This is a genomic window from Pseudomonas sp. GW821-FHT07G10 (assembly GCF_059418545.1).
Genome location: NZ_JBWKQB010000005.1, coordinates 54,222 through 79,244 on the forward strand (window position 1 = coordinate 54,222; position 25,023 = coordinate 79,244).

Here is a 25,023-nt window from a genome sequence, read left to right on the forward strand (position 1 = left end):
TGCGCCTTGGGCCTTAAGCTGGTGACGATTCTTGGATATGATAGGCGCGGTTTGTCGGCCTCGGATGGCCCGCATTCTCACTTATTTTCCAGGTCCAGGCCATATCGCCGGCAAACGCTCCCATTGAGCAGCCGGTGTTCTGAGCTTTTCCAACACAGCTAGTGGAGAGATCACCTTGGTAGAGTACGTAGTTTCCCTCGATAAGCTCGGCGTCCATGATGTAGAGCATGTGGGGGGCAAGAACGCATCCCTGGGCGAGATGATCAGTAACCTTGCGGGTGCCGGTGTATCGGTTCCCGGTGGCTTTGCCACGACGGCTCAGGCTTATCGTGATTTTCTCGAATTAAGTGGTTTGAACGACCAGATCCACGCCGCGCTTGATGCGCTGGACGTCGATGACGTGAATGCCCTGGCCAAAACCGGCGCGCAAATCCGTCAATGGATCATGGAGGCCGAGTTTCCGGAGAAGCTCAACGCCGAAATCCGCACCGCGTTCGCCACGCTGTCGGCCGGTAATCCGGACATGGCGGTGGCTGTGCGTTCCTCGGCGACCGCCGAAGACTTGCCGGACGCTTCCTTCGCCGGTCAACAGGAAACCTTCCTGAACATCCGTGGCGTCGAAAACGTCATCCGCGCCGCCAAGGAAGTGTTTGCTTCCCTGTTCAACGATCGCGCCATTTCCTACCGCGTACACCAGGGTTTCGACCACAAGCTGGTCGCCCTGTCGGCTGGCGTGCAGCGCATGGTGCGCTCGGAAACCGGCACCGCCGGCGTGATGTTCACCCTGGATACCGAGTCGGGCTTCCGTGACGTGGTGTTCATCACCGGCGCCTACGGCCTGGGCGAAACCGTCGTACAAGGCGCGGTGAACCCGGATGAGTTCTACGTCCACAAAGGCACGCTGGCTGCCGGTCGCCCGGCAATCCTGCGCCGCAACCTGGGCAGTAAAGCCATCAAGATGATCTACGGCGACGAAGCCAAGGCCGGTCGTTCGGTCAAGACTGTCGATGTCGACAAGGCCGAACGCGCGCGTTTCTGCCTGACCGACGCCGAAGTCAGCGAACTGGCCAAGCAGGCGATGATCATCGAGAAGCACTACAAGTGCCCGATGGACATCGAATGGGCCAAAGACGGCGACGACGGCAAGCTGTACATCGTTCAGGCCCGCCCTGAAACCGTGAAGAGCCGCACCCAGGCCAACGTCATGGAGCGTTACCTGTTGAAGGAAACCGGCACCGTGCTGGTAGAAGGTCGCGCCATCGGTCAGCGCATCGGCGCCGGCAAGGTGCGGATCATCAGAGACGTTTCCGAGATGGACAAGGTTCAGCCGGGCGACGTTCTGGTGTCCGACATGACCGATCCGGACTGGGAACCGGTCATGAAGCGCGCCAGCGCCATCGTCACCAACCGTGGCGGGCGTACTTGCCACGCGGCGATCATCGCTCGCGAGCTGGGCATCCCGGCCGTGGTGGGTTGCGGCAATGCCACCCAACTGTTGAAAGACGGCCAGGGCGTTACCGTGTCCTGCGCTGAAGGCGACACCGGTTTCATCTTCGAAGGCCAGCTGGGCTTCGATATCAAGAAGAACTCCGTCGACGCCATGCCTGATCTGCCGTTCAAGATCATGATGAACGTCGGTAACCCGGATCGTGCCTTCGATTTCGCGCAGTTGCCGAACGCCGGTGTGGGTCTGGCCCGTCTGGAGTTCATCATCAACCGCATGATCGGTGTGCACCCCAAGGCACTGCTGAACTACGCCGGGTTGCCGCAAGAGATCAAGGAAAGCGTCGACAAGCGCATCGCCGGCTACGACGACCCGGTCGGCTTCTACGTCGAGAAACTGGTCGAAGGCATCAGTACCCTGGCGGCTGCGTTCTGGCCGAAAAAGGTCATCGTGCGTCTGTCGGACTTCAAGTCCAATGAATACGCGAACCTGATCGGCGGCAAGCTGTACGAACCGGAAGAAGAGAACCCGATGCTGGGTTTCCGTGGCGCATCGCGTTACATCAGCGAATCGTTCCGTGACTGCTTCGAGCTCGAATGCCGCGCTCTCAAGCGTGTTCGCAACGAGATGGGCCTGACTAACGTCGAAATCATGGTGCCGTTCGTCCGTACCCTGGGCGAAGCCAGCCAGGTTGTCGATCTGCTGGCGGAAAACGGTCTGGCACGGGGTGAAAACGGTCTGCGCATCATCATGATGTGCGAACTGCCATCCAACGCCATCCTGGCGGAAGAGTTCCTGGAGTACTTCGACGGCTTCTCCATCGGTTCCAACGACCTGACCCAGCTGACCCTGGGCCTGGACCGTGACTCCGGGATCATCGCGCACCTGTTCGACGAGCGAAATCCAGCGGTCAAGAAACTGTTGGCCAATGCCATCCAGGCGTGCAACAAGGCTGGCAAATACATTGGTATTTGCGGTCAGGGCCCTTCCGACCACCCTGATCTGGCCAAATGGCTGATGGAGCAGGGCATCGAAAGCGTCTCGTTGAACCCCGATTCCGTACTGGAAACCTGGTTCTTCCTGGCTGAAGGTCAGGCCTCGGCCTGATGGTGTTGTTGTAGGAGCAGCCGGTCGACGCTCGATTGCTCGCGATGAACGCTAACGATGACGCGTGCTTGCTGGATAAAGCGCGGTGTTCTGAAGTCCATCGCGAGCAATCGAGCGTCGACCGGCTGCTCCTGCACAGATCGACATTGCGGTCATTGATTGGCCTTTTTAGATATTCAAGTAGGGCGGGCATCCATCTGAATGCCGCCCTTTTTTGTGCAAGGCATTATGCAAAGCAGCAGCAATCTATTTCCTGTCGCCCTGATCAGCGCCGAGCGGCGCGGTGATCTGAGCGAAGACGTCTACCGTTTGAAGCCTGGCAATAGTCCTGATGGCACCGTTGAGCTGGCGGTCACCCGCTTGGGCATGGCGGATGCGCCTGAGGTTCGCGGCGTCCCGGTGGTGCTGCTTCATGGCAGTTTTTCCAACCGGCGATTCTGGTACTCGCCCAAGGGTCTTGGGCTGGGCGCTTATCTGGCGCGGGCCGGTTTTGATGTGTGGATTCCGGAGATGCGCGGTCACGGCTTGTCCCGGCGCAATCAGGACTACAGCAAGAACCGCGTCGCCGACTATGCCCGCTACGATCTGCCAGCGATTGCCGCGTTCGTGCGTGAGCAAAGTGGCCAGATTCCCCATTGGTTGGGACATTCGCTGGGCGGCATCACGCTGGCGGCGGCGTTGGGCGGCCAGTATCTGGGCGCGCCTGCCGTTGCGTCTGCAGCGTTTTTCGGCACCCAGGTCAGTCGTACTTACTGGCCATTGAAAATCCCGCCGGTGGAGTGGAGCGGGCGATTCATTTTGAAGCGATTTGCCCGGATATCGGGTTCCCGGCTCAAGCGCGGACCCGAGGATGAGCCGATTGGGCTGGCCCTGGAAGGCATGCGCTGGTACGGGCTGTTCGGTCGTTTTGGTGACTCGGAGAAGGACTGGTGGGCAGGGCTGGCTGAGAGTCAGGTGCCGGTGTTGGGCGTGAGCGCAGCGGGTGATCATCAAGACCCGACGTGGGCCTGCCGTAAACTTTTCGATCAGTTTGGCTCCGAGCAGCGGCAGTTCGTTTGCCTGGGACGGGAGCAGGGCTTTAGCGACAATTTTGGCCATGTGGAGATGCTGGTCAGTAAAAATGCCCAGACTGAGGTCTGGCCATTGGTGGAGCGCTGGTTGAAAGATCAGGAAACTCCGTTGCTGACCCAGGAGTCGAATCTCGCCGCTGCGGTCTGAGCGGTGCGCTCTGACAAGGGCATTTCGCTCTGGTCGGCTTACGGCTAAGATATGACGCGTTGGGCTGTTTTGGTCACATTCAGTTACTGAGTCAGCATTTATGTTCGTGCCGCTTGAGCGTCTGATCAATCTGGATGAAGGTTACCGACGAACTTTTCAGGTCGGCGGGCGTAGCCTGTTGCTCTTGGTGCTGGACAATCAGCCGTTGCTGATTGAGGACAGCTGTCCGCATCGAGGCGCGCCGTTGTCTGCCGGCACGGTGGTGGGCAATGTGTTGCGTTGCGCGCGGCATGGCATGGAGTTCCAGTTGCCCGGCGGGCGTGCCTTGCAGCCGTCCTGCCCTGGCCTGAACATGTTGAAACTGGCGTATGAAGGTGACCGTATCGGCATCGACGTATAAGGTAATGCCTTGAACATCCGGCGCTGATGCCCGTTTTAACAGCGTATCTCTGTAGTTTTTGACACCCGTTCGTGTTTTTTCTCTTACAGGAGTTTCTCGATGAACCATTACCTTACTCCCGATCTGTGCGACGCCTACCCGGAACTGGTGCAGGTGCTCGAACCGATGTTCAGCAATTTTGGCGGTCGTGATTCCTTCGGCGGCGAAATCGTTACCATCAAGTGCTTCGAAGACAACTCGCTGGTCAAGGAGCAGGTCGAGCTCAAAGGGAATGGCAAGGTACTGGTGGTCGATGGCGGTGGTTCACTGCGCCGTGCGTTGTTGGGCGACATGCTGGCCGAGAAAGCCGCGAAAAACGGTTGGGAAGGGCTGGTCATCTATGGCTGTATCCGTGATGTCGACGTCATCGCGCAAACCGATCTGGGCGTACAGGCGCTCGCCAGTCACCCGATGAAGACCGACAAGCGTGGCATTGGCGATCTCAACGTTGCTGTGACCTTTGCCGGCGTGACGTTCCGTCCGGGCGAATATATCTATGCGGATAACAACGGCGTGATCATCTCGCCAAGTCCGCTGAAGATGCCTGAATAAAATATCGAGTCACAGAAGGGGTGAGGATGTTCGAGGAAGAAAACGCGCAGTGGGGGCTGGTTCATGCCCTGGTGCTGGATGGTAAAGGCGGTGCGCGTTCGATAGCCCGGACTGAACTGGATGACCTGCAACTGCAATCTCACGAAAGCCTCTGGCTGCACTGGGATCGCAGTCACCCGCAAACCCAGACCTGGCTGCGTAAATCCAGTGGTCTGAGTGAGTTCAGCTGCGATCTGTTGCTTGAAGAAAATACCCGACCACGCCTGCTGGCGCTGCCGGACAGCGAACTGCTGCTGTTTTTGCGCGGGATTAACCTCAATCCTGGCGCTGAGCCGGAAGACATGGTTTCAGTGCGGATCTTCGCTTCCGCCCAGCGCGTCATTTCATTGCGCTTGCGGCCATTGCGAGCCACCGATGAGTTACTGGTGGAGCTCAACGAAGGCAAGGGGCCGAAAAGCGCCTCGGAACTGATCCTTTATCTGGCTCAGTACCTGACGAACAAGGTCCAGGATCTGGTCAGCGATCTCTCGGAAATTGTCGACAATGAAGAAGAAAAGCTGGATTCCGACGAACGGTATTCACCAGAGCATGGATCCGTTTTGCAGATCCGTCGGCGGGCTGCCGGGCTGAAACGTTTCCTCGCTCCGCAGCGGGATATTTTCGGTCAGCTTACCCGGATCAAATTGCCGTGGTTCGTCAATGACGATGGCGACTACTGGAACGAATTGAACAACAGCCTGACGCGCTATCTGGAAGAGCTGGAATTGACCCGGGAGCGCGTGGGGCTTGTGCTGGATACCGATGAGCGACGTTTGAACGTGCGGATGAATCGCACGATGTACCGCTTCGGATTTATCACCTGGATCTTTCTGCCGATGAGTTTTCTGACCGGTTTGCTGGGGATAAATGTCGGTGGATTGCCCCTCTCGGGGAACCCATATGGCTTCCTCATTGCCTGCCTGATGATGGTTTCCGTGGCTCTGGGTCAATGGTGGTTGTTCCGGCGTTTACGTTGGGTCTGATGTTTGGGCATGTGACCCGAGGAATTTTGATCGCGTCTTTCACAGACATCTCGAGAGGTGCGTATGCACGATCCGTTCGAACAGTCTCTGCGTGACATGCTTAAAGCGACGCCGTCCACCCGTGACGACGCTGCTTGCCTGGGCCGTGTACTGAAAACCGCCAACCGTCAGGTGGGGGCGGGTGATCTGTTCAGTTTGCTGGGGCGTTGGTTGCCGGCGCTGATGATTGCCCTCAATAACGGCTCGGCCCACGTCTCGCCGGTTTCCCGTCGTAAACCTATTGCTCGCACTGCTGATAAGGCTGATTGAATATGGAACTTGATCTCTGGACTCAGAGCCTCGTCACTGCGATGACTGCGTTGTGGACCAAGGTAGCGAACTTCATTCCGAACCTGTTCGGCGCACTGGTTGTGTTGCTGTTGGGTTTTGTCGTGGCCAAGCTGCTCGACACCTTGCTCTCCAAATTGCTGGCCAAACTGGGCCTGGATCGCCTGATGGGCGGTACCGGTTTGACCAAGTTGCTGTCTCGCGCGGGCCTGCAGGTTCCGATCTCGACCTTGATCGGCAAGATCGTTTATTGGTTCATTTTGCTGATTTTTCTGGTTTCTGCTGCAGAATCACTCGGCCTTGAGCGGGTTTCGGCTACGCTCGACATGCTGGCGCTGTATGTGCCGAAAGTATTCGGTGCGGCGCTGGTGTTGCTGGTAGGGGTGTTGCTGGCGCAGCTGGCCAATGGGCTGGTACGTGGCGCGGCAGAAGGCGTAGGCCTGGATTACGCCGCCGGTCTTGGGCGTATTGCTCAGGGCCTGGTGATCATCATCAGTATTTCGGTCGCGATCAGCCAGTTGGAGGTCAAAACAGACCTGCTCAACCATGTGATCGTGATTGTACTGATAACCGTTGGTCTGGCGGTTGCCTTGGCCATGGGGTTGGGAAGCCGGGAAATTGCCGGGCAAATTCTTGCGGGAATTTATGTGCGTGAGTTGTATGAGGTTGGGCAACAAGTACGTGTTGGTGAGGTCGAAGGCCAGATCGAAGAGATCGGCACGGTTAAAACTACATTGCTGACCGATGAGGGTGAGCTAGTCTCTCTCTCCAATCGGATACTGCTGGAACAGCATGTTAGTAGCCGCTAACCCGGCAAACCCTGCTAATGTATGCCGCCGCAAAATGCCCGCTCACACGGGTTGCGGCGGACATTGACCTGACTGTCGGCACGACTCGTTTTGAATAAAACCCAATCGCTAACCATGCGCTACGACCCCCGAGAGCTCTCCGATGAGGAGTTGGTTGAGCGTTCGCACGGGGAGCTGTTTCACGTAACGCGCGCCTATGAAGAATTGATGCGGCGCTATCAGAGAACCCTATTTAACGTTTGTGCACGTTATTTAGGGAACGATCGTGATGCAGATGATGTCTGTCAGGAAGTGATGTTGAAGGTGTTGTACGGTTTGAAGAACTTCGAGGGCAAATCGAAGTTCAAGACATGGTTGTACAGCATCACATACAACGAGTGCATCACGCAGTATCGCAAGGAGCGGCGAAAGCGTCGCTTGATGGATGCCTTGAGTCTCGACCCCCTTGAGGAAGCATCTGAAGAGAAGATGCCGAAACCTGAGGATAAAGGTGGACTTGATCGCTGGTTGGTGTACGTGAACCCGATCGATCGGGAAATTCTGGTGCTACGATTTGTCGCAGAGCTGGAGTTTCAGGAGATCGCAGACATAATGCACATGGGTTTGAGCGCAACAAAAATGCGGTACAAGCGCGCTCTTGATAAATTGCGTGAGAAATTTGCAGGCATTGCTGAAACTTAGTTCGGCGCAAATATCTCTTACGTGCAGGCAAGTTCTGTTAGACTTGCCGCCGAGTTGTCCCCCGGTTTGCGGGACTGCTTTACAATCACCAGATGGGGATTTAACGGATGAAACTGAAAAACACCTTGGGCTTGGCCATTGGTTCTCTTATTGCCGCTACTTCGTTCGGCGCTCTGGCACAAGGCCAAGGCGCGGTCGAGGGTGAGGCTTTCTACAAGAAGCAGTACAACGACAGCATCAACGACGTTGAAGACGGTCGCCGTCCAGGCGTTTCGATCGGTTACTTCCTGACCGACGACGTTTCGGTCAACGCTACTTACGAGAAAGACGATTACACTCGTTCGAACAACAACACTGGCGGCCAGAAGATCAAAGGCGATCACTTCGGTCTGAAGGCCCAGTACCACTTCCTGCCAGTTGGCAGCCCAGTGCGCCCTTACGTTGAAGGCGGTGTTTCCCACGGCAGCATGACCAACGTCGCTGCTGATGGCCACACTGGTCGTGACAAGTCCACCTTCCTGACCACTGGCGCTGGCGCCAAGTGGTACATCACCGACAACCTGTACGCTCGTGCCGGCGTTGAAGCCGACTACAAGCTGGACAACGGTCGTTGGGACTACGCTCCTGTGATCGGTCTGGGTGTTAACTTCGGTGGCGGCTCCAAGCCTGCCCCGGCACCAGTTCCAGTTGCAGCTCCAGTAGCTGAGCCAGCTCCAGAAGCTCCGGTTGCTGAAGTAGTTCGTGTTCAGCTGGACGTGAAGTTCGACTTCAACAAGGCTGTTGTCAAGCCAAACAGCTACGGCGACGTGAAGAACCTGGCTGACTTCATGAAGCAGTACCCGAACACCACCACCGTTGTTGAAGGTCACACTGACAACGTCGGTCCTGACGCTTACAACCAGAAACTGTCCCAGCGTCGTGCCGACGCTGTTAAACAAGTCCTGGTCAAGGATGGTGTTGACACTAACCGCGTTCACTCGGTTGGTTATGGCAAGTCCCGCCCAATTGCTGACAACGCAACTGAAGCTGGTCGTGCTATGAACCGTCGCGTAGAAGCGCAGGTTGAAGCTACCGCTAAGTAATTAGCTTTGTAGTTTCGAAAAGCCCGGCTTAGGCCGGGCTTTTCTTTGTCCTGGATTTGGTGTCGAGCGAAGATTTGCAATGACATTGAAGATATCGGCGGCTTGAGCAACTCCTGCGCGAGAATGCGCTCAAGCGCGTTCCTGTAGGCGCGGCCGCAGGCTGCAATCTTTTGACGATTGTTCACGTGCTGCGACCGCGCCAATCACCAGAATGGCCGGGCTTTTCAGCTGGAAGACGAGGGCATCTTCCTGCATGGCTGTCAGATCGCTCCGGCATTCCCTTTGCTGGGGTAGCGAAGCGTTTTCGATCATCGCCACTGGCGTGTCAGCGGCAAGGCCGCCGGCCAGCAATTGATCGCGAATTTCGCTCAGCTTGGCGACGCCCATGTAAATCACCAGCGTCGTGCCGCTTTGGGCCAGGGCCTGCCAGTTCAGGCTGCTATCGTCCTGAGTGTGGGCGGTCACCAGGGTCACGCCACGACTGATGCCACGCAGTGTCAACGGGATATCGCATTGCGTCGCACCGGCAAGACCTGCTGTGATGCCATTGACCATTTCGACTTCAATCCCATGGACTCTGAGCCACTGTGCCTCTTCACCGCCACGCCCGAAAATGCACGGATCGCCGCCCTTGAGCCGCACCACGCATTTGCCCTGGCGGGCATAGCGCAGCATCAAGCGATGAATGAACTCTTGCGGCGTGGAGCGACAGCCCCCGCGTTTGCCCACCGGAATGATGCGAGCTGTCGGGCAGTGAACCAGAACGGCCTCGTTCACCAGATCATCGATCAGCACCACATCGGCTTCGCCCAGTGCCCGTACCGCTTTGAGGGTCAGCAATTCAGGATCGCCAGGACCTGCGCCTACCAGCCAGACTTTTGCTCTCATGTTCAATTCCTCACGAAGTGATTGCTATCGGTTGGGCAGTGACAGCCAACAGACGCCTGATTTCCGGTACGCAGGAGCCGCATTGAGTGCCGCAGCCCAGTTCTTGTTTCAAACCCTTCAAATCCAGACCGCGACTGATGCCGGCGCAGACCGCGCTTTCGCTGACGTTTTTGCAGTTGCATAAGGTTTTGCTACTGGAGGTATGGCTTGCGGCGTTGCCTGGTGGGGCGCTCAATGGCGCCAGCAGCCAGCGACGCAATTGCTCGTCGGCGCGACCTTCGAGCCACAGGCTTTGTAACCAATGCCGGGCCAGGGTTTCACCGGCCAGGCGTATGGCCGTGATTCGCCCGTTCTCGATCCGGACCCGTTTACCGATGGAGCGCCGAGGGTCGTCATAGGCCAATACCGGCCCATCGTTGAGCCTCAACAGTTGATCAATGTCCCTGAGCAGCTGCGGATCCGGCGCCTGAGCGCTGGCGGCACGAATCAACAGCGCCGGACGCTCGCGGCCGGCCAGACTGAGGCTGACGTAGGCAAAGCCCTCGCAGAGCGGTCTCAGGGCCTCGAAATGCTGCTGCACATCGCCTTCGATCAAGGCAAACAACTGCCAGGGCAACTGTACCGGCTCGATGCGTACGCCGCTGTGTTTGAGCTCCGGTTGTTTGGACAAGGGGTCGAACGCCGGTTGCGTGACGGCATTGATGCCACCCTTGAGGAAACGATCGCCCCAGTGCATCGGCAAGAAGGCCTGGCCCGGGCGCACGCTGTCATCGCTACCCACTGCAACGATCACGTGACCGCGACGGCTTTTGAGGCTGACCAGATCACCGGATTGCAGCCGATGCCGATGCAGTTCATCGGGGTGCAGACTCAAAACGGCTTCGCTGACGTGCCCGAACAGTTGTGCGGCAGTGCCGGTGCGGCTCATACCGTGCCATTGATCGCGCAGACGCCCGGTGATCAGGGTCAACGGGAAGCGAGCGTCACGTTGCTCTTTGGCGGCGCGGTAGGGATCAGCAACGAAGTTCGCCCGGCCGCTGGGTGTCGGGAATATGCCGTCGCCGTACAAGCGCGCCGTGCCGATTTGTGCCCCATGGGGGAAGGGCCACTGTTGTGGACCGATTTCGTCGAGCAGGGCATGGCTGATGCCGGACAGGTCGAGGTCGCGGTCGCGGGTCAGCTCTTTGTATTCATCGAATACCTGCGCCGGATCATTGAAGGCGAACAGGCTTGGCTGTGCCGGGCGCAGGCGCTGCTCCAGGCGCTGAGCGAAGTCTACTGTGATCGCCCAGTCAGCCCGTGCTTCTCCCGGGGCGGCAATGGCGCGGCGAACGTGGGAAATACGCCGCTCCGAATTGGTCACCGTGCCTTCCTTCTCTCCCCAACTGGCGGCGGGCAGCAACAGGTCGGCAAACGGCGCGGTTTCGGTGGTGCGAAAGGCTTCCTGCAGTACCACGAACGGGCAGGCCTTCAAGGCTTCGCGCACCGCATTCTGATCCGGAAGCGATTGCGCCGGGTTGGTGCAAGCGATCCACAGGGCTTTGATCTTGCCGCTCTGGAGGTGCTCGAACAGCTCGATGGCTGTCAGCCCGGCACTTTCGGGCAAGCGCTCGACACCCCAATAGGCGGCGACTTCTGCTCGGTGTTCCGGGTTGATGGCCTCGCGGTGGCCCGGCAACAGGTTCGACAGGCTGCCGGTCTCGCGACCGCCCATGGCGTTGGGCTGACCCGTCAGGGAGAACGGTCCGGCACCCGGCCGGCCGATTTGCCCGGTGGCCAGGTGCAGGTTGATCAGCGCGCTGTTTTTTGCGCTGCCGGCCGTGGACTGGTTGAGCCCCATGCACCACAGTGACAGAAAGCTTGGTGAGGTGCCGATCCACTCCGCGCATTGCTGCAGTTGCTCGACACTGATCCCGCACAGCTGGGCAACCATTTGCGGGGTGTAATCGCGCACCAGGTTTTTCAGTTCAGCCAGGCCTTCGGTGTGGGCTTTGATGAAATCACGGTCGACCCAGTCTTCCCACAGCAGCAGATGCAAAATCCCATGAAACAGCGCGACATCGGTGCCTGGCAGAATCGCCATATGCATGTCCGCCAGATCGCAGGTATCGGTGCGCCGAGGGTCGATGACGATGACTTTCATCTGAGGTCGGCGGCTTTTGGCTTCTTCCAGTCGACGAAACAGTACCGGGTGGGCGTAGGCCATGTTACTGCCGACGATCATCACGCAGTCGCTCAGCTCAAGGTCTTCATAGCTGCACGGTGGAGCGTCGGCACCGAGGCTGCGTTTGTAGCCGACCACCGCCGAGGACATGCACAGCCGTGAATTGCTGTCGATATTGTTGGTGCCGACCAGTGCTCGTGCCAGCTTGTTGAAGGCGTAGTAGTCCTCGGTCAGCAGTTGCCCGGAGATGTAAAACGCAACGCTGTCCGGGCCGTGTTCGGTGATGATGTCGGCAAACACATTGGCCGCGTGATCCAGCGCGGTATCCCAATCGGTGCGGCTGCGGGCCAGGCTTTTGCCCAGCCGCAGTTCCGGGTACAGCGCCCGTGCCGCGAGGTCGCCAGTCAGGTGCAGACTGGCTCCTTTGCTGCACAGTTTGCCGAAGTTGGCCGGGTGTGTCGGGTCGCCGCTGACGCTGAGAATGTGCTCGCCGTCATGCTCGATCAGCACACCGCAACCGACCCCGCAATAACAGCAGGTCGAGGCGGTCGTCTGGCGGTTCATCAGCTCGCATCCCGTAGTGCCAGCATGACCCGGCCATTCTCCACGCGCGCCAGATGGTGGTGCGCGCAGCCAATGTCCGGGGCCTGGGCTTCGCCGGTTTCGAGGTCGATCTGCCAGTTGTGCAGCGGGCAGGCGACCCGTTTGCCATAGATCAACCCTTGAGAGAGAGGACCACCCTTGTGTGGGCAGCGGTCGTCGAGGGCGAAGACTTCATCGTCACTGGTACGAAAGATCGCGATATCGCCTTTTGGGCCGTTGATGATGCGTGAACCCAAGGCGTTGATTTCTTCCAGTGCGCAGATATCCAGCCAGTTCATGCCGGCACCTCCAGTTGTTTCACGGCGATGGTGTCGAACTCCTTCTTCAGCAGCGGTTGCTCCAGACGCTCCTTCCAGGGGTCCTGCTCGAACGACAGGGAGAATTGCAGGCGATCATTGAGTGCCTTGCGCCGTTGCGGGTCTTCCAGCACAGCCTTCTTGATGTGCTCCATGCCGACCCGTTGCAGGTAGTGCACGGTGCGCTCCAGGTAGAAGGCTTCTTCGCGGTAAAGCTGCAGGAAAGCGCCGTTGTACTCGCGCACTTCTTCGGCGGTTTTCAGTTTGACGAAGAACTCCGCGACCTCGGTTTTAATCCCGCCGTTACCGCCGATGTACATCTCCCAGCCCGAATCCACGCCGATGATGCCAACGTCTTTGATCCCGGCTTCCGAGCAGTTGCGCGGGCAACCGGAGACTGCCAGTTTGACCTTGTGCGGTGACCACATGTTGAACAGGTCATGCTCCAGCTCGATGCCCAGTTGGGTGGAGTTTTGCGTGCCGAAGCGGCAGAACTCGCTGCCGACACAGGTCTTCACGGTGCGGATGGATTTGCCGTAGGCGTGGCCGGATGGCATATCGAGGTCTTTCCAGACGCCCGGCAAGTCTTGCTTCTTGATCCCCAGCAAGTCGATGCGCTGCCCGCCAGTGACCTTGACCATTGGTACGTTGTACTTGTCCGCCACATCCGCGATGCGCCGCAACTCGGAAGGGTTGGTCACGCCGCCCCACATCCGTGGCACCACTGAATAGGTGCCGTCTTTCTGGATGTTGGCGTGGGCCCGCTCGTTGATCAGGCGCGACTGCGGATCGTCCCTGGCTTCCCCCGGCCAGGTGGAAATCAGGTAGTAGTTCAGCGCCGGACGGCAGGTGGCGCAGCCGTTCGGGGTGCGCCAGTTCAGGTAGCTCATGGTGCCAGCGATAGTCAGCAAGTGCTGTTCGCGGATGGCCTGACGGATCTGTCCGTGGTTGAGGTCGCTACAGCCGCAGATGGCTTTTTCGCTTTTCGGTTTGACGTCGGCCGCGCCACCGACGGTATTGATCAGGATCTGCTCTACCAACCCGGCGCAGGAACCGCAGGAGCTGGCAGCCTTGGTGTGCTTCTTGACCTCATCGACGCTGAACAGGCCGTGTTCCTGAATCGCTTTGACGATGGTGCCTTTGCACACGCCGTTGCAACCGCAGACTTCCGCGGTGTCAGCCATGCTCATGGCTTTGTCCTGACCCTGGTGGCCGACGTCGCCGAGGGCGTTTTCGCCGAACATCAGGTGGTCGCGGATTTCGCTGATGCCATGGTTCTCGCGGATCTGCCGGAAATACCAGCCGCCGTCGGCGGTGTCGCCATACAGGCAGGCACCGACCAGCACGTCATCCTTGATCACCAGCTTCTTGTAGACGCCGCCGATGGGGTCGGAAAGGGTGATGGTTTCGGTGCCTTCGCCGCCCATGAAATCACCGGCGGAGAACAGGTCGATGCCGGTGACTTTCAACTTGGTCGAGGTGACCGAACCTTGATAGCGGGCGAACCCCAGTTGCGCGAGGTGGTTGGCGCAGACTTTCGCCTGCTCGAACAACGGCGCGACCAGGCCGTAGGCAATGCCCCGGTGGCTGGCGCATTCGCCGATGGCATAGATACGCGGGTCGTAGGTTTGTAGCGTGTCGTTGACCAGAATCCCGCGATTGCAGGGAATGCCGGATTTTTCCGCGAGTTCGGTGTTCGGCCGAATACCGGCGGCCATTACCACCAGGTCGGCAGGAATCACGTCACCGTTCTTGAACTGCACCGAGCCGACCCGACCGTTGCCGGCGTCGTGCAAGGCCTGGGTCTGTTCGCACAGACGAAAGTTCAGACCACGGCTTTCCAGGGCGCTTTGCAGCAGCTCGCCGCTGGTTTTGTCCAATTGCCGCTCCAGCAGCCATTCGCCGATGTGCACCACGGTCACGTGCATGCCGCGCAGCATCAGGCCGTTGGCGGCTTCAAGGCCCAGCAGGCCGCCGCCGATGACCACCGCGTGTTTGTGGGTCTTGGCGGTGTCGATCATGGCCTGGGTGTCGGCGATGTCGCGGTAGCCGATCACGCCCTGCAAGGTATTGCCAGGAATCGGCAGAATGAACGGCGTCGAGCCAGTGGCGATCAGCAGGCGGTCGTATTCGGCTTCGGTGCCGTCCTCGGCGATCACCCGGCGTTTGACCCGGTCGATCTGCACCACTTTGCGGTTGAGCAGCAACTTGATGTTGTTTTCCAGGTACCAACTCAAATCGTTGAGCACGATCTCTTCGAACGTCTGCTCACCGGCGAGCACTGGCGACAGCAGAATGCGGTTGTAGTTGGTATGGGGTTCGGCGCCGAAGACCGTGATGTCGTACAGCTCGTTACTCAGCTTGAGCAGCTCTTCCAGGGTGCGAACCCCGGCCATGCCGTTGCCGATCATCACCAGTTTGAGTTTTTTCATAAAAATCTCCGGGGAGCTCAGGCCTGCCTCATCAGGGCGGTCGGGCTGGCTCGACAAATTTTGCGCAAACAAAAAAAGGCGTCCCGCTAGTTACCTAGCGAGGACGCCTTTGTCCTGATCCCGTTCTCTCGGGAAGCGCAACCTTCATCGTTGAAGGCTGGGCTTTATGTCTGTTGCAGGAGCTAATGCAGCGGTTGTGCCAAGTTGTACGGAGCGTGGTTTTATTGGGCTTTGAGCCATGATTTGGTGTTTGGCTTGAGTTTTATGCACCGATTCAAGGCGCTGCGCACGCTAGTGGAGCGCAAATCCCTGTAGCAGCTGCCGAACGCAGGCTTCGCCAGCTGCTACGCAAACAGATCGTCAGCCATGAAACACCCAATACAGCAGCACCAGATTGATCAGCAACGACACCAGCGCCAAGGTCCGCCAAACCTTCAGCGGCTCTCGCTCCAGCAGCGGCCTGGGTCGAACGTTCAAGCTGCGGCGTTCGCCCTGTTCCAATAGCAGCAACCATTCCTCCGCTGTTTCAAAGCGTTGAGCAGGATTGACTGAAACCGAGCGCTCCAGGCTTTGCTCCAGCCAGTCCGGCAGGTCCGGCCGATAGCGGTTGGCGCTGACTGGCATCCCGAAGCGCGGTCGTTGAAAGGCTTCTATTTCCCCATAGGGATATTGGCCCGTCAGCAGGAAATACAGAGTCACGCCCACCGCATAGAGATCCTGTTGCGCCGTGGGTGCGTCGCCATTGAAGGCTTCCGGGGCGATGTAACTTGGCGTTCCCGGAAGCAGGTGTGTCTGGTCCTCCGAGAGGCCAGGGCAATAGGCCAAACCAAAATCCAGCAGGCGCAATTCGCCGTCTTCACCCAGCAGCAGGTTTTCCGGTTTGATATCCCGGTGCAGGATCTGCCGCCGATGCAGCATGCCCACCGCCCGCAGCAGGCGCTCGGCCAGTTCCTGCCATTGAGCCAATGGCAGCGGGCCGTTTTGTGCGAACAGTTCGGCCAGAGTCGCGCCTGGGTACTCGCGCATCACGTAATACAAATGCTGACGCTGACTGGCGGCATGCACTTCGGGGAAGTGTCGACCGGCGACCCGCCGCAGAAACCACTCCTCAGACAGCAGGCCTTGCCCGGCCTGGTTATCGTCATGCAAGTGGGCTGGCAAGGTTTTCAGCAGCCAGGGTTGCTGCTGGGCGTCGCGAACGCGATAGAGCAGGGACTGCTGGCTCTGCCCGAGCAGTGTCTCGACTTGCCAGCCTTCGAACGACTGACCTGGTTTCAAGGGGGGCGGTAACGGCCATTGCTGTAAATGGATCAGCGCATCACCGATGGTCGCCTCACCAAGGGCGTCGACCCGCACCAGTAACGCGCTGGCATTATCCTGACTGCCCGCCAGATGCGCGGCGTTGACCAGCGTCTGCGCGGCGCTGTCGAGGTCGGGCTGGTCACGCAGGATCGAGGTGATCGCCGTGTCACCAAGGACCGCCCAGATGCCGTCGCTGAGCAGCACGAAGCTCTCGCCCTGACGCAGTTCACCGTCGAGAAAGTCCAGCACCAGATGTTGATCCAGACCCAATGCACGCTTGAGTACATGCTGCATGCCCGGTTGTTCCCAGACATGATCGTCCGTGATGCGCTGCAACCCCTCGGCGTACCAGCGATAGACCCGGCAATCGCCGACATGGGCCAGGGTAAAGCGCCGGCCACGCAGCACCAGTGCGCTGACGGTGGTGAGCAATGGCTGCCCGCCACCGTTGGCTTGCAGCCAGCGATTCTGTGCCAGTAGCAACCGATCGAGGGCTTGCGCCACGCCCCAGGTTTCCGGTGTGGCGTAGTAGTCCAGCGCCAATGCCTGCAAGGTCGAACGAGCGGCGAGGCCACCGTCGGCGCACTGGCTGACGCCGTCTGCAATGGCGAACAGATTGCCCTTGCTGGCCGCCAGCGCCGGGGTCGGTGTGACCAGACGCAAGGCGTCCTGATTTTCATCGCGTGGGCCGATGGCGCTGGCTTGGGCGAAGCTCAGTTGCAGGCTCATTGATGTTTCAGACCCTTGCCGCGGTCACGGCTGCCGAACCCCAAGTGGTTCTCCAACGGCGTTTGACCCCGTGCAGACCGAACCAGGCCAACACACCGAGGCTGGCGAATAACCATAGCGCAAGCTGATAGCTGCCGGTGCTCTGCTTGATCGCTCCCATGCCTGCGGCGAGGGCAAAGCCGCCAATGCCGCCAGCCATGCCGATCAGGCCGGTCATCACGCCGATCTCCCGGCGAAAACGCTGCGGTACCAATTGGAAGACCGCGCCATTACCGGCACCAAGACCGAGCATGGTGCAGACGAACAGGGCGAGGGCGGCGTAGGAGCTCGGCAGATTGAAACCCACCACAGTCATGCAGATTGCCGCCACGGTGTACATGCCGAGCAAGGTGCGAATGCCACCGAAGCGATCCGCCAGGGCGCCACCCAACGGGCGCATCAGGCTGCCACCGAATACGCAGGCGGCGGTGTAGTAGCCAGCGGTGACCGGACTCAGGCCGTACTGGTCGTTGAAGTAGCCGGGCAGCGCGCTGGCCAGACCGATAAAGCCACCGAAGGTCACGCAGTAGAAAAACATGAACCACCAGCTATCGCGGTCGCCCAGAGCCTTGAAGTAGTCAGCCATGGATTTTGCTTTTGGCCGCTCAGGGGCATTTTTCGCCAGCCAGGCAAAGATGATCAGGGTCAGGGCCAGGGGGATCAGCGCAAAACCGAACACATTGCTCCAGCCAAACGCCGCCGCCAGCATCGGGGCGATCAACGCCGCGAACACCGTACCGGAGTTGCCCGCACCGGCAATGCCCATGGCCTTGCCTTGATGCTGCGGTGGATACCACTGGGAGGCCAGAGGCAGAGCGACGGCGAACGAGGCGCCGGCCATACCGAGAAACAGGCCAAGCACCAGTGCCTGTTCGTAGCTGTGAATGCCCAGCTTCCAGGCGCCGAACAGCGCGCAGATCACGATGACCTGGCCGATCAGCCCGGCGGTTTTCGGTGACAGGCGATCCGCCAGCAAGCCCATCACAAAGCGCAGAAACGCACCGGCCAGAATCGGCGTGGCGACCACCAGCCCGCGTTGCTGGGTAGTCAGTTGCAGGTCGGCAGCGATTTGCACCGCCAAAGGGCCGAGCAGGTACCAGACCATGAAGCTCAGGTCAAAATAGAGGAAGGCCGAGAACAATGTCGGGGTATGGCCGGATTTCCAGAAGCTTGAATTCATCGCGCACCTCAGCTGTGAAGAGTCTCGAAAGGAGTCATGAGCTTTCAGGTGGGGGCCCATAACGGCCGCACCACCGGCCCCGGGCTGTGGGGCCAAAAACGAAAAAACGCCGCAACCCGATTCGCTGCGTGGGCGAGTAGGGTGTGCGACGTCTTTGTCGTAGGTGGGGCAACCGCCGTTGGTTACCTGTATGGATTACCTAGCAAGAGCCGCGCCAGGATCGAGATGATCGTTCCCACGCCCTGCGTGGGAATGCATCCCGTGACGCTCCGCGTCACAGTCTGATACGGACGCGGAGCGTCCAGGGCGTGCGCTACCACGCAGAGCGTGGGAGCGATACTGTTAGCCCAGCAACTCACTCATGGCGATGATCTGTTCAGCCACCTGAATCAGCTTCTGTTGGCGGCTCATGGCCTGGCGGCGCATCAGGGTGTAGGCCTCTTCTTCCTTGCAGTCCTTCATCTTCATCAGTAAGCCCTTGGCCAGCTCGATGCGCTTGCGCTCGGCCAGTTGCTGGTCGCGGGCCAGTAGCTGCGCGCGCAAGGCCTGGTCGCTTTCAAAGCGGGCCATGGCCACGTCGAGGATCGGTTGCAGGCGCGAGGCGAGGATACCTTCGACGATGTAGGCACTGACCCCGGACTTGATCGCCTGACGCATCACGTCCGGGTCATGTTCATCGGTAAACATCACGATTGGCCGTGGCTGGTCGCGGCTGACCAGTACCACTTGCTCCATCACATCGCGGCTCGGTGACTCGGTATCGATCAAAATCACATCCGGGCGCACCGTTTCGACGCGCGCCGGCAGGTCGATGGTCAGGCCGGATTCATCGATAACTTCAAACCCGGCCTCGGTCAGGGCGGCTTTGAGCCGTCCGACTTTTTTTGCAGTGTCGTTGATCAGCAGGATACGCAACATCTTCGCAGGCTCCTGTCAGCGGCTGGCAAGAAGGGCGGAGGGGGCGTTCATGGCGTGCAGGGTGAAGCTGCGGGCATAACCGGCCGGGTCCGAACCGTCCCAGATCTTGCCGTCGATCAATTGGCTGCTGCGCATTGCCTCGCCAGAGTGGCTCACGCCTACAGCGGTGGCCGCCTCGCGGTACAGGTCCAGTTGCTGAACCTGGCGAGCGACGCCGAGGTAATCCGGGTCGTCACGCAACAAGCCCCAGCGGCGGAATTGGGTCATGAACCACATGCCATCTGTAAGGTATGGCAGGTTGACCTCGCCCGCGCCGTGGAAGCGCAGTGCATGGGGGTCTTGCCAGCGATTGCCGAGGCCATCGGCATAGTCGCCGAGCAAGCGTGGCTGGATGCAGTCTACGGGCGTGTCCAGATATTCTCGACCGCTCAACAGTTGCGCGGTGCTTTGACGGTTCTCGGTGCTCTGTTCGATAAAGCGACTGGCTTCGAGGATCGCCATGACCAGTGCGCGGGCGGTGTTGGGGTACTGTTCGACAAATGCGCGGGTGCAGCCCAGCACTTTCTCCGGGTGATCGGGCCAGATGGTTTGGCTGGTGGCCATCGTGAACCCCAGATCCTGCTTCACTGCACTGGCGCTCCACGGCTCGCCGACACAAAAGCCGTCGATGCGCCCGGCCTGCAAATGCGCGACCATTTGCGGCGGCGGCACCACCACGCTGTCGACATCCTGCAGCGGATGGATGCCTTGGCTGGCGAGCCAGTAATAGAGCCACATGGCGTGGGTGCCGGTGGGGAACGTCTGGGCGAAGGTCAGCTTTGCGCGACTTTGGTGCACGTGCAGGTGAAGCGCTTCAGGACTGGTCACGCCAAGGGCTTGCAGGCCGTGGGACAGATTGATGCTTTGACCGTTCTGGTTCAGACCCATGAGCACCGCCATGTCGCTGGCCGCGATGCCGCCGATGCCCAGGTGCACGGCGTAGATCAAGCCATACAGGCTGTGAGCGGCATCCAGCTCGCCGCTGACCAGTTTGTCCCGCAGGTTGGCCCAGGATGACTGGCGCTTGAGGTTCAAGGTCAGCCCATAGGGCTGGGCGAAGCCCTGGGTGGCGGCGACCACCACCGAGGCGCAATCGCTCAGGGCCATGAAGCCCAGATTGATCGCACTCTTTTCCGGGGCATCGCTGCCATTGACCCAGGCCAGTGGATTGGCTGGAAACTCATTCATCAGGTGTGCACCTTCCATAAAAAAGCGTCGTACCCAGGTCCCTTGCCAAAGCAAAGCCGGGTGACGACGCCGTTGTCCTTTTCAATAACAACTTGGGACTCATCCCGCCGTTGGCATGAGAGCTGATGCAATCGATGGTGCAAGGCATATGCCACTCTCCATTGATTTCATCGCGTGCCTCGCTTGCGGCACCGTTGCCCGGCTATAATCGCCGCCTCATTTCGCCGCCAACCGAGTCAAGCCCGCCCATGTATACCCTGGCCCGCCAGCTATTGTTCAAACTCTCCCCGGAAACCTCCCACGATCTGTCCCTGGACCTGATCGGTGCGGGCGGGCGTTTGGGTCTCAATGGCTTGCTGTGCAAGGCGCCTTTGCAACTGCCGGTGAATGTCATGGGGCTGGATTTCCCCAATCCGGTCGGTCTGGCAGCGGGCCTGGACAAGAATGGCGCGGCCATTGATGGTTTTGCCCAGCTGGGCTTCGGCTTTGTCGAGATCGGCACCATCACCCCACGTCCACAACCGGGTAATCCGAAACCACGGATTTTCCGTTTGCCGCAAGCTGAGGCGATCATCAACCGTATGGGGTTCAACAACCTCGGCGTCGATTACTTGCTGGCACGGGTGGCAGCGGCCAGGTACAAAGGCATTCTGGGTATCAATATCGGCAAGAATTTCGACACACCGGTCGAGCGTGCGGTCGATGATTACCTGATCTGTCTGGACAAGGTGTACGCCCATGCCAGCTATGTAACGGTCAACGTCAGCTCACCGAACACTCCAGGCCTGCGCAGCCTGCAATTCGGCGATTCGCTCAAGCAGTTGCTCGAAGCGCTGCGTCAACGCCAGGAAGACCTGACGCAGCGTCACGGCAAGCGTGTACCACTGGCGATCAAGATAGCCCCGGACATGACCGATGAAGAAACCGTACAGGTCGCGCAAGCATTGATCGAGACGGGGATGGATGCGGTGATCGCTACCAACACCACCCTCAGCCGCGTCGGCGTCGAAGGCATGGAGCATGGCAACGAGGCAGGCGGCCTGTCGGGCGCGCCGGTTCGCGACAAGAGCACCCACACCGTCAAGGTGCTGGCCGGCGAATTGGCCGGTCGCTTGCCGATCATCGCTGTGGGCGGTATCACCGAAGGCCAGCACGCGGCTGAGAAAATCGCCGCTGGCGCGAGCCTGGTGCAGTTGTATTCGGGCTTTATCTACAAGGGCCCGGCGTTGATTCGCCAGTCGGTGGATGCGATCGCGGCATTGCGATAAGGGCGGTCCATTGTGGCGAGGGGCAAGTCCCCCGGCCACAAAGGTGATTTTTCAGGCATAAAAAAGGGCTCCGTGAAGGAGCCCCTGGGCCGAAGCCCGCCGTCCGGATGGGACGTGCGTGGTTAAGTCGTTGCGTAATCAGGTGTTGGTGTCGGAATGTGTGCCCTGTTTAGCCGACGGCGTGAAGTTCGTTGAGTCTGTGGATCCCCGCAGTGCCGGTCATACCGTCCCAGTTGTCGCCGCGTCCTTCTCGCCAGCCATTGATCCACGCTTGGCGTACTGACGGTAGAGTAAATGGGCAAAGCTCACGGGATTTGCCACCAACGCCATATTGATATCCGCGTAAAAATGCTCTTTCCAACGGATCACGCTTAAGTCTTCTCATAGGGTGTTTCCCTCAATGTTGACTGTGTAATGTCCTGTCGGCCTCAATCGAGGCCGGGCAGAAAGTCTCTGCCGTTGGTGGCTCGCTGCCGGCGTCGCGAGCCAAGGTGTTGACGTCATTGCGGCGTCAACCTGTATTGAGTTCTAACCAATGCGTCACATCGAGGGAATGATCGTTTTGTCATAAGGACGTAACGATAATGATGTTAAGGCGATAAGCTGGACGGGTTTCGCGACCTGTTTTTTGAGCAAAGCCCGCTATGATCAGCCTCCTGCCAGATTCGGAGGTTAATTCACTCGCGAAAATGTCGGCCTGTTGCAGTCGGGTATTTTTCGACGAAGGGTCGAGATATGACATTTTGTTGCAACGAATTTTTTATCTGCCCTTGCATCTAAGTTCATTTAACCTCTTGGTTGGCTGAGCAGTCGGGGTGGGATGGCACACCTTCGTGCCACGCGAGCGCTCTTCGAGAAAAGCGCTTGATTGAAAACCGGGCGGGCAATGCGTTGCCCGTTCACTCATTGCTTAAAGGCCCTGGAACTCCCCATGTCGGATCGTTACGAACTCTTCCTCACTTGCCCTAAAGGTCTCGAAGGCCTGCTTATCGAGGAAGCCGTCGGGCTTGGCCTTGAGGAAGCGCGCGAGCACACCTCCGCCGTGCGCGGCATGGCCAGCATGGAGACGGCTTATCGCCTGTGTCTGTGGTCGCGTCTGGCCAACCGGGTGTTGCTGGTCCTCAAGCGCTTCCCGATGAAGGACGCTGAAGACCTCTACCACGGTGTGCTGGATGTCGAGTGGCAGGACCATATGCTCAACGATGGCACCCTGGCGGTGGAGTTCAGCGGTCACGGTTCAGGCATCGACAACACTCACTTCGGCGCCTTGAAGGTCAAGGATGCGATTGTCGACAAGCTGCGCACTGCGTCGGGCGAGCGTCCATCCATCGACAAGATCAACCCGGACCTGCGCATTCACCTGCGTCTGGACCGTGGCGAAGCGATTCTGTCTCTCGATCTGTCTGGCCACAGCCTCCACCAGCGCGGTTACCGTCTGCAGCAAGGTGCGGCACCGCTGAAGGAAAACCTCGCGGCAGCGATTCTGATTCGTGCCGGTTGGCCGCGCATTGCTGCCGACGGCGGCGCGCTGGCTGACCCGATGTGCGGTGTGGGCACCTTCCTGGTGGAAGCTGCAATGATCGCCGCGGACATGGCACCGAACCTGCGACGCGAGCAGTGGGGCTTCACCGCCTGGCTCGGCCATGTGCCGGCGCTGTGGAAAAAGCTCCATGAAGAAGCCAAGGCACGTGCCGCTGCCGGTCTGGCCAAGCCACCGCTGTGGATTCGCGGTTACGAAGCCGACCCACGACTGATTCAGCCGGGCCGCAACAACATCGAACGTGCTGGCCTGAGCGACTGGATCAAGGTGTACCAGGGTGAAGTCGCGACCTTCGAGCCGCGTCCGGACCAGAACCAGAAAGGCCTGGTGATCTGCAACCCTCCGTATGGCGAGCGTCTGGGTGATGAGGCGAGCCTGCTCTATCTCTACCAGAATCTCGGCGAACGTCTGCGTCAGGCGTGCCTGAACTGGGAAGCCGCGGTGTTTACCGGCGCGCCGGATCTGGGCAAACGCATGGGCATCCGCAGCCACAAACAGTATTCGTTCTGGAACGGCGCCTTGCCGTGCAAATTGCTGCTGATCAAGGTACTGCCGGATCAGTTCGTCACCGGTGAGCGTCGTACCCCGGAACAGCGTCAGGCCGAACGTGAACAGGCGGCCTACGATCAGTCGCCGACCGAGCCGCAAGAGCGTCAATACAATAAGAACGGCAATCCGATCAAGCCAGCGCCTGCACCGGCTCCAGTAGTTGAACAGGCACGTCTGAGCGAAGGCGGGCAGATGTTTGCCAACCGCCTGCAAAAGAATCTCAAGGCCATGGGCAAGTGGGTCAAGCGCGAAGGTATCGACTGCTACCGCGTCTACGATGCCGATATGCCGGAGTACTCGATGGCCATCGACCTGTATCACGACTGGGTCCATGTTCAGGAATACGCGGCACCGAAGTCGATCGATCCGGAAAAAGCCTCGGCGCGTATGTTCGATGCCCTGGCGGCCATTCCGCAGGCGCTGAACATCGACAAGAGCCGCGTGATCGTCAAGCGTCGCGAGCGCCAGAGCGGCACCAAGCAGTACGAGCGCCAAAGCGCCCAAGGCAAGTTCACCGAGGTCAGCGAAGGCGGCGTGAAGTTGCTGGTCAACCTGACCGACTACCTCGACACCGGGCTGTTCCTGGATCACCGGCCGATGCGCCTGCGGATTCAGAAAGAGGCCGCCGGCAAGCGCTTCCTCAACCTGTATTGCTACACCGCGACGGCCAGCGTGCACGCAGCCAAGGGCGGCGCGCGCAGCACGACCAGCGTCGACTTGTCGAAAACCTATCTGGACTGGGCGCGACGCAACCTGTCGCTCAACGGCTTCTCCGACAAGAACCGTCTGGAGCAGGGCGACGTAATGGCCTGGCTGGATACCTGCCGCGATGAGTTCGATCTGATCTTCATCGACCCGCCGACTTTCTCCAACTCCAAGCGCATGGAAGGGATCTTCGACGTGCAGCGCGATCAGGTGCAATTGATCGATCTGGCAATGGCGCGTCTTGCCCCAGGCGGTGTGTTGTATTTCTCCAACAACTTCCGCAAGTTCCAGCTTGAGGAAAACCTCACAACGCGTTACGCCGTTGAGGAAATCACCGAGCAAACTATCGACCCGGATTTTGCGCGTAACGGAAAAATCCACCGTGCCTGGAAAATTACCGCCCGCTAAATAGTGATTGGATCCATAGAGCCTTGATTTTTAAAGGCTCTTGGCTCTTTTTACGCTGGTCAAATTAGTGGCAAATAGCTATAACTCAGTCAAA

20 protein-coding genes are annotated in these 25,023 nt (G+C 59.2%); 11 read left to right on the plus strand and 9 right to left on the minus strand.

Annotated features, from left to right (window positions below; all coding sequences use genetic code 11):
• Positions 1-175 precede the first annotated feature (175 nt).
• The 9 genes from ppsA to AC07O1_RS09275 all read left to right on the plus strand — a co-directional run bounded on the left by ppsA (position 176) and on the right by AC07O1_RS09275 (position 8,681).
• Complete coding sequence (gene ppsA / locus AC07O1_RS09235) at positions 176-2,551, plus strand: phosphoenolpyruvate synthase (protein ID WP_495088569.1); 2,376 nt, start codon at positions 176-178, stop codon at positions 2,549-2,551.
• Between the two features lie 201 nt (positions 2,552-2,752).
• On the plus strand, positions 2,753-3,769 hold the full coding sequence (locus AC07O1_RS09240) for an alpha/beta fold hydrolase (protein ID WP_495088570.1): 1,017 nt from the start codon (positions 2,753-2,755) through the stop codon (positions 3,767-3,769).
• A gap of 100 nt (positions 3,770-3,869) precedes the next feature.
• A complete protein-coding gene (locus AC07O1_RS09245; RefSeq protein ID WP_495088571.1) occupies positions 3,870-4,169 on the plus strand; it encodes a Rieske (2Fe-2S) protein in 300 nt (99 codons plus the stop codon).
• 99 nt (positions 4,170-4,268) lie between these two features.
• Entirely contained in the window at positions 4,269-4,760 is a 492-nt protein-coding gene (rraA, locus tag AC07O1_RS09250) for a ribonuclease E activity regulator RraA (RefSeq protein ID WP_262112211.1), read from the plus strand.
• A 26-nt stretch (positions 4,761-4,786) separates the two neighbouring features.
• The gene (locus AC07O1_RS09255; RefSeq protein WP_495088572.1) at positions 4,787-5,782 is read left to right on the plus strand and encodes a zinc transporter ZntB; all 996 of its coding nucleotides are present in this window, start codon (positions 4,787-4,789) and stop codon (positions 5,780-5,782) included.
• A gap of 63 nt (positions 5,783-5,845) precedes the next feature.
• The gene (locus AC07O1_RS09260; RefSeq protein ID WP_494992390.1) at positions 5,846-6,091 is read left to right on the plus strand and encodes a CrfX protein; all 246 of its coding nucleotides are present in this window, start codon (positions 5,846-5,848) and stop codon (positions 6,089-6,091) included.
• Positions 6,092-6,093: 2 nt separating this feature from the next.
• Positions 6,094-6,918 carry a mechanosensitive ion channel family protein gene (locus tag AC07O1_RS09265; RefSeq protein ID WP_494992389.1) on the plus strand — a complete coding sequence of 275 codons (825 nt, stop codon included), beginning with the start codon at positions 6,094-6,096 and terminating at the stop codon, positions 6,916-6,918.
• Positions 6,919-7,008: 90 nt separating this feature from the next.
• The gene (gene sigX, locus AC07O1_RS09270; protein ID WP_494992388.1) at positions 7,009-7,599 is read left to right on the plus strand and encodes an RNA polymerase sigma factor SigX; all 591 of its coding nucleotides are present in this window, start codon (positions 7,009-7,011) and stop codon (positions 7,597-7,599) included.
• Positions 7,600-7,706: 107 nt separating this feature from the next.
• Positions 7,707-8,681, plus strand: coding sequence for an OmpA family protein (locus tag AC07O1_RS09275; RefSeq protein WP_495088573.1), 975 nt, complete (start codon positions 7,707-7,709; stop codon positions 8,679-8,681).
• Between the two features lie 129 nt (positions 8,682-8,810).
• On the opposite strand, the gene cobA is transcribed toward AC07O1_RS09275, so the two are convergent.
• From cobA to AC07O1_RS09315, 8 genes are all read right to left on the minus strand, one after another.
• The gene (cobA, locus tag AC07O1_RS09280; RefSeq protein ID WP_495088574.1) at positions 8,811-9,569 is read right to left on the minus strand and encodes a uroporphyrinogen-III C-methyltransferase; all 759 of its coding nucleotides are present in this window, start codon (positions 9,567-9,569) and stop codon (positions 8,811-8,813) included.
• Between the two features lie 10 nt (positions 9,570-9,579).
• A complete protein-coding gene (locus tag AC07O1_RS09285; protein WP_495088575.1) occupies positions 9,580-12,297 on the minus strand; it encodes a nitrate reductase in 2,718 nt (905 codons plus the stop codon).
• A complete protein-coding gene (gene nirD, locus AC07O1_RS09290) occupies positions 12,297-12,614 on the minus strand; it encodes a nitrite reductase small subunit NirD (protein WP_494992384.1) in 318 nt (105 codons plus the stop codon). Before nirD ends, AC07O1_RS09285 begins: the two co-directional genes overlap by 1 nt.
• On the minus strand, positions 12,611-15,064 hold the full coding sequence (gene nirB, locus AC07O1_RS09295) for a nitrite reductase large subunit NirB (protein WP_495088576.1): 2,454 nt from the start codon (positions 15,062-15,064) through the stop codon (positions 12,611-12,613). The genes nirD and nirB overlap by 4 nt, the downstream gene beginning before the upstream one ends.
• Before the next feature lie 360 nt (positions 15,065-15,424).
• On the minus strand, positions 15,425-17,095 hold the full coding sequence (locus AC07O1_RS09300) for a bifunctional protein-serine/threonine kinase/phosphatase (protein ID WP_495088577.1): 1,671 nt from the start codon (positions 17,093-17,095) through the stop codon (positions 15,425-15,427).
• A gap of 7 nt (positions 17,096-17,102) precedes the next feature.
• A complete protein-coding gene (locus AC07O1_RS09305; protein ID WP_495088578.1) occupies positions 17,103-18,314 on the minus strand; it encodes a nitrate/nitrite transporter in 1,212 nt (403 codons plus the stop codon).
• A gap of 342 nt (positions 18,315-18,656) precedes the next feature.
• A complete protein-coding gene (locus tag AC07O1_RS09310) occupies positions 18,657-19,232 on the minus strand; it encodes an ANTAR domain-containing response regulator (protein ID WP_494992380.1) in 576 nt (191 codons plus the stop codon).
• A 15-nt stretch (positions 19,233-19,247) separates the two neighbouring features.
• Positions 19,248-20,459 carry a CmpA/NrtA family ABC transporter substrate-binding protein gene (locus AC07O1_RS09315; protein WP_495088579.1) on the minus strand — a complete coding sequence of 404 codons (1,212 nt, stop codon included), beginning with the start codon at positions 20,457-20,459 and terminating at the stop codon, positions 19,248-19,250.
• A 248-nt stretch (positions 20,460-20,707) separates the two neighbouring features.
• On the opposite strand from AC07O1_RS09315, the gene AC07O1_RS09320 reads away from it, so the two are divergent.
• Positions 20,708-21,727: a quinone-dependent dihydroorotate dehydrogenase gene (locus AC07O1_RS09320; RefSeq protein WP_494992378.1), complete on the plus strand. Its 1,020-nt coding sequence runs from the start codon at positions 20,708-20,710 to the stop codon at positions 21,725-21,727.
• A 169-nt stretch (positions 21,728-21,896) separates the two neighbouring features.
• Here AC07O1_RS09320 and rmf read toward each other — a convergent pair whose 3' ends face one another.
• Complete coding sequence (gene rmf / locus AC07O1_RS09325; RefSeq protein ID WP_003223300.1) at positions 21,897-22,112, minus strand: ribosome modulation factor; 216 nt, start codon at positions 22,110-22,112, stop codon at positions 21,897-21,899.
• A 546-nt stretch (positions 22,113-22,658) separates the two neighbouring features.
• Between rmf and rlmKL the strand changes: the two genes are divergently transcribed.
• Positions 22,659-24,929 carry a bifunctional 23S rRNA (guanine(2069)-N(7))-methyltransferase RlmK/23S rRNA (guanine(2445)-N(2))-methyltransferase RlmL gene (gene rlmKL, locus AC07O1_RS09330; RefSeq protein WP_495088580.1) on the plus strand — a complete coding sequence of 757 codons (2,271 nt, stop codon included), beginning with the start codon at positions 22,659-22,661 and terminating at the stop codon, positions 24,927-24,929.
• Positions 24,930-25,023 lie beyond the last annotated feature (94 nt).